Genomic DNA, 3,971 nt, shown 5'->3' with positions numbered 1-3,971 from the left:
GCTCTGTTTTGGGCTGCGGCTTTTTTTTTGTTTTTCGTCTTTTTTTATTCTAAATCCCCCTAATTTCGCCGCCCGGGCGGGCGCGCCCCCCCCGGGGGGTGCCGCCCGACGGAAGCCCCACGACGGCAGAGATCTCACACTGCAAAAGGGGAAGCCATGACAGCGACAACCGTCCATCCGCCCGAGCCCATCGAACCCGCGACGTTAGCGCTTGCCCGGGAGGCGACGGCGCGGGCCACCCGCCATCTGCTGGACCGCCAGGACGAGCAGGGCTGGTGGAAGGGCGACCTGGAGACCAACGTCACCATGGACGCCGAGGACCTGATGCTCCGCCAGTTCCTCGGTATCCAGGACCCGGCCACATTGGAAGCCGCCGCCCGCTACCTCCGCTCCAAGCAGCGTGAGGACGGCACCTGGGCCACCTTCCACGGAGGCCCCCCGGAGCTCTCCACCACCATCGAGGCGTACGTCGGCCTGCGGCTGGCCGGAGACCGGCCCGATGCGCCCCATATGGCCGCCGCCTCCGCGTGGGTGCGTGACCACGGCGGCATCGCGAAGAGCCGGGTGTTCACCCGTATCTGGCTGGCGCTGTTCGGCTGGTGGAAGTGGGAGGACCTGCCCGAGCTGCCGCCGGAGATCATCTATTTTCCCAAGTGGCTGCCGCTCAACATCTACGACTTCGGCTGCTGGGCGCGGCAGACCATCGTGCCGCTCACCGTCGTCTCGGCCAAGCGCCCCGTACGGCCCGCACCGTTCCCCCTCGATGAGCTCCACATCGACCCCCGGCGGCCCAACCCGCCGTCCGCACCCGCCCCCCTCGCCTCCTGGGACGGCGTCTTCCAGCGTCTGGACCGGGCGTTGCACGCTTACCACAAGGTCGCGGTCCGGCCGCTGCGCCGGGCCGCGCTGAGATCCTGTGCGCGCTGGATCGTGGAGCGGCAGGAGAGCGACGGCTGCTGGGGCGGCATCCAGCCGCCCGCCGTGTACTCCCTGATCGCCCTGCACCTCCTCGGCTACGACCTCGACCACCCCGTGATGCGCGCCGGGCTTGACTCCCTGGACCGCTTCGCGGTGTGGCGGGAGGACGGCAGCCGGATGATCGAGGCCTGCCAGTCACCGGTCTGGGACACCTGTCTGGCCACCATCGCGCTCGTCGACGCCGGGCTGGCCCCGGACCACCCCGCGCTGATCAAGGCCGCGGACTGGATGCTCGACGAACAGGTCACCCGGCCGGGCGACTGGTCGGTGCGACGCCCCGGGCTGCCCTCCGGGGGCTGGGCGTTCGAATTCGACAACGACAACTACCCCGACATCGACGACACCGCCGAGGTCATCCTGGCGCTGCGCCGGGTGAGCCACCCCGACCCCGAGCGGGTCGAGGCGGCGGTGCGGCTCGGGACGCGCTGGACGCTCGGCATGCAGTCCAGCGACGGCGCGTGGGGCGCCTTCGACGTCGACAACACCAGCCGGCTGCCCAACCGGCTGCCGTTCTGCGACTTCGGGGAGGTCATCGACCCGCCGTCGGCCGATGTCACCGCGCATGTCGTCGAAATGCTCGCGCATGAGGGCAGGGCCCAGGACCCCGCCGCCCGGCGTGGCGTCGCCTGGCTGCTGGCCGAGCAGGAGGCTGACGGGTCCTGGTTCGGCCGCTGGGGGACGAACTACGTCTACGGCACCGGCTCCGTCGTCCCGGCGCTGGTGGTCGCCGGGGTCCCCGGCTCCCATCCGGCGATCCGCCGCGCCGTCCACTGGCTGGAACAGGTCCAGAACGAGGACGGCGGCTGGGGCGAGGACCAGCGCTCCTACCCCGACCGGCAGTGGGCCGGACGGGGCGCCTCCACCGCCTCGCAGACCGCATGGGCGCTGCTGGCCCTGCTGGCGGCGGGGGAGCGGGAGAGCAAGGCGGTCGAGCGCGGGGTCACCTGGCTCGCCGAGACGCAAGAAGACGACGGGTCCTGGGACGAGCCGTACTTCACCGGCACCGGCTTCCCCTGGGACTTCTCCATCAACTACCACCTGTACCGGCAGGTCTTCCCGGTCACCGCGCTGGGACGGTACGTCAACGGCGAGCCCGCCGTGGCGCGGCCGCGGAGGTCCTGATGGCCCCCGGCCCGAGCCCGGCGCCGCTGCTGATCGCCTGCGCGCTCGGCATCGAGCGGTTCGCCCTGCGCCGCGGCGACTTCGGCGGGGCCGCCGGGCCGGTGACCGTGGAGCGCACCGGTATGGGGCCGCAGGCCGCCGAGCGCGCGGTGACCCGTGCGCTCGGTGAGACCGGCGGGGGCGCGGTCCGCGCCGCCGTCATCGCCACCGGCTTCTGCGCCGGTCTGGCCCCCGGGATGCACCCGGGCGACCTGGTGGTGGCCGAGGAGACCCGGGACGGTACGGGCCGCACGCCGTGCACCGGCACCGCGGTCCTCGCCGACGCGCTCACCCGACTGGCGCGGGCCGGACCCGGGCGCAGCACCGTCCACACCGGCCCGCTCGCCGGCTCCGACCATGTCGTACGGGGGGCCGAGCGGGCCCGGCTGCACGCCACCGGCGCGATCGCGGTGGACATGGAGTCAGCCGCGACGCTCCGCAGCGCCGTGGCGGCCGGGGTACGCCCGGTTGCGGCCGTACGAGTGATCGTGGACGCTCCTGAACATGAACTCGTCCGTATCGGAACACTGCGCGGGGGAATATCTGCTTTCCGCGTACTACGCACCATCCTTCCTGCTTTCTTTACCTGGCACCGTTCTTCGCTGCTCCCAGGAGGTGAGCTAGATGGCCATGCCGCTCCGACAGACCATCCGGGTTGCGACGTATCTCTTCGACCAGAAAGTGATCAAGCGTCGTGACAAGTTTCCGCTGATTGTCGAGCTCGAGCCGTTGTACGCGTGCAATCTGAAGTGCGAGGGATGCGGAAAGATCCAGCATCCCGCCGGCGTGCTCAAGCAGCGGATGCCGGTCGCCCAGGCGGTGGGCGCGGTGCTGGAGTCCGGTGCGCCGATGGTGTCCATCGCGGGCGGTGAGCCCCTGATGCACCCGCAGATCGACGAAATCGTACGGCAGCTGGTGGAGCGCCGGAAATACGTCTTCCTGTGCACCAATGCCGTGCTGCTGCGCAAGAAGATTCACAAGTTCAAGCCTTCCCCGTATTTCGCGTTCGCGGTGCACATCGACGGGCTGCGCGAGCGGCACGACGAGTCGGTCGCCAAGGAGGGGGTGTTCGACGAGGCGGTGGAGGCCATCAAGGAGGCGCAGCGGCGCGGCTTCCGGGTGACCACCAATTCCACCTTCTTCAACACCGACACCCCGCAGACCGTCGTCGAGGTGCTCAACTTCCTCAACGACGAGCTCAAGGTGGACGAGATGATGATTTCGCCCGCCTACGCCTACGAAAAGGCGCCCGACCAGGAGCACTTCCTCGGGGTCGAGCAGACCCGCGAGCTGTTCAAGAAGGCATTCGCCGGCGGCAACCGGCGGCGCTGGCGCTTCAATCACAGCCCGCTCTTCCTGGACTTCCTGGAGGGCAAGGCCGACTTCCCCTGCACCGCGTGGGGCATTCCCAACTATTCGCTCTTCGGCTGGCAGCGACCCTGCTATCTGATGGCCGACGGATACGTTCCCACCTACCGTCAGCTCATCGAGGAGACCGACTGGGAGAAGTACGGCCGCGGCAAGGACCCGCGCTGCGACAACTGCATGGCCCACTGCGGCTATGAGCCGACCGCCGTCCTGGCCACGATGGGCTCCCTCAAGGAGTCGCTGCGCGCGGCCCGCGAGACGGCCTCAGGAAGTCGCGGGTGACGTGATGACGTCAGCGGGGATTGATCTGGGACTTCCCGCGATGCCGCCCCGACCGCCCGCCGCGCGCCGCCTGTCGCGGCGGCTGCGGGTCGGGTCGGTGGCGGTGGGCGGGGACGCGCCGGTGTCGGTGCAGTCGATGACGACGACGGTGACGGCGGATATCGGGGCGACGCTGCAGCAGA

Annotated in this window: 4 protein-coding genes; all 4 read left to right on the top strand. The window is 70.0% G+C overall.

Going from position 1 to position 3,971, the window contains the following annotated elements; genetic code table 11:
• The first annotated feature begins 156 nt into the window (after window positions 1-156).
• A complete protein-coding gene (gene shc, locus ACFV2X_RS55340; protein ID WP_385631868.1) occupies window positions 157-2,100 on the top strand; it encodes a squalene--hopene cyclase in 1,944 nt (647 codons plus the stop codon).
• Entirely contained in the window at window positions 2,100-2,837 is a 738-nt protein-coding gene (locus ACFV2X_RS55335) for a 1-hydroxy-2-methyl-2-butenyl 4-diphosphate reductase (RefSeq protein WP_385631865.1), read from the top strand. The genes shc and ACFV2X_RS55335 overlap by 1 nt, the downstream gene beginning before the upstream one ends.
• Window positions 2,764-3,789, top strand: coding sequence for an adenosyl-hopene transferase HpnH (gene hpnH / locus ACFV2X_RS55330; protein ID WP_385631862.1), 1,026 nt, complete (start codon window positions 2,764-2,766; stop codon window positions 3,787-3,789). The genes ACFV2X_RS55335 and hpnH overlap by 74 nt, the downstream gene beginning before the upstream one ends.
• 4 nt (window positions 3,790-3,793) lie before the next feature.
• Window positions 3,794-3,971: flavodoxin-dependent (E)-4-hydroxy-3-methylbut-2-enyl-diphosphate synthase (locus tag ACFV2X_RS55325; protein ID WP_358702979.1), on the top strand; the 178-nt coding region annotated here is incomplete at its 3' end.

This window comes from Streptomyces sp. NPDC059679, from assembly GCF_042734105.1.
Lineage (GTDB): Bacteria > Actinomycetota > Actinomycetes > Streptomycetales > Streptomycetaceae > Streptomyces.
This window is presented reverse-complemented; position numbering and strand designations above follow the sequence as displayed.

Coding starts and splice junctions, on each gene's coding strand:
- hpnH (WP_385631862.1), top strand. CDS start 2,764: ATGGCCATGCCGCTCCGACAGACCATCCGGGTTGCGACGTATCTCTTC.
- shc (WP_385631868.1), top strand. CDS start 157: ATGACAGCGACAACCGTCCATCCGCCCGAGCCCATCGAACCCGCGACG.
- ACFV2X_RS55335 (WP_385631865.1), top strand. CDS start 2,100: ATGGCCCCCGGCCCGAGCCCGGCGCCGCTGCTGATCGCCTGCGCGCTC.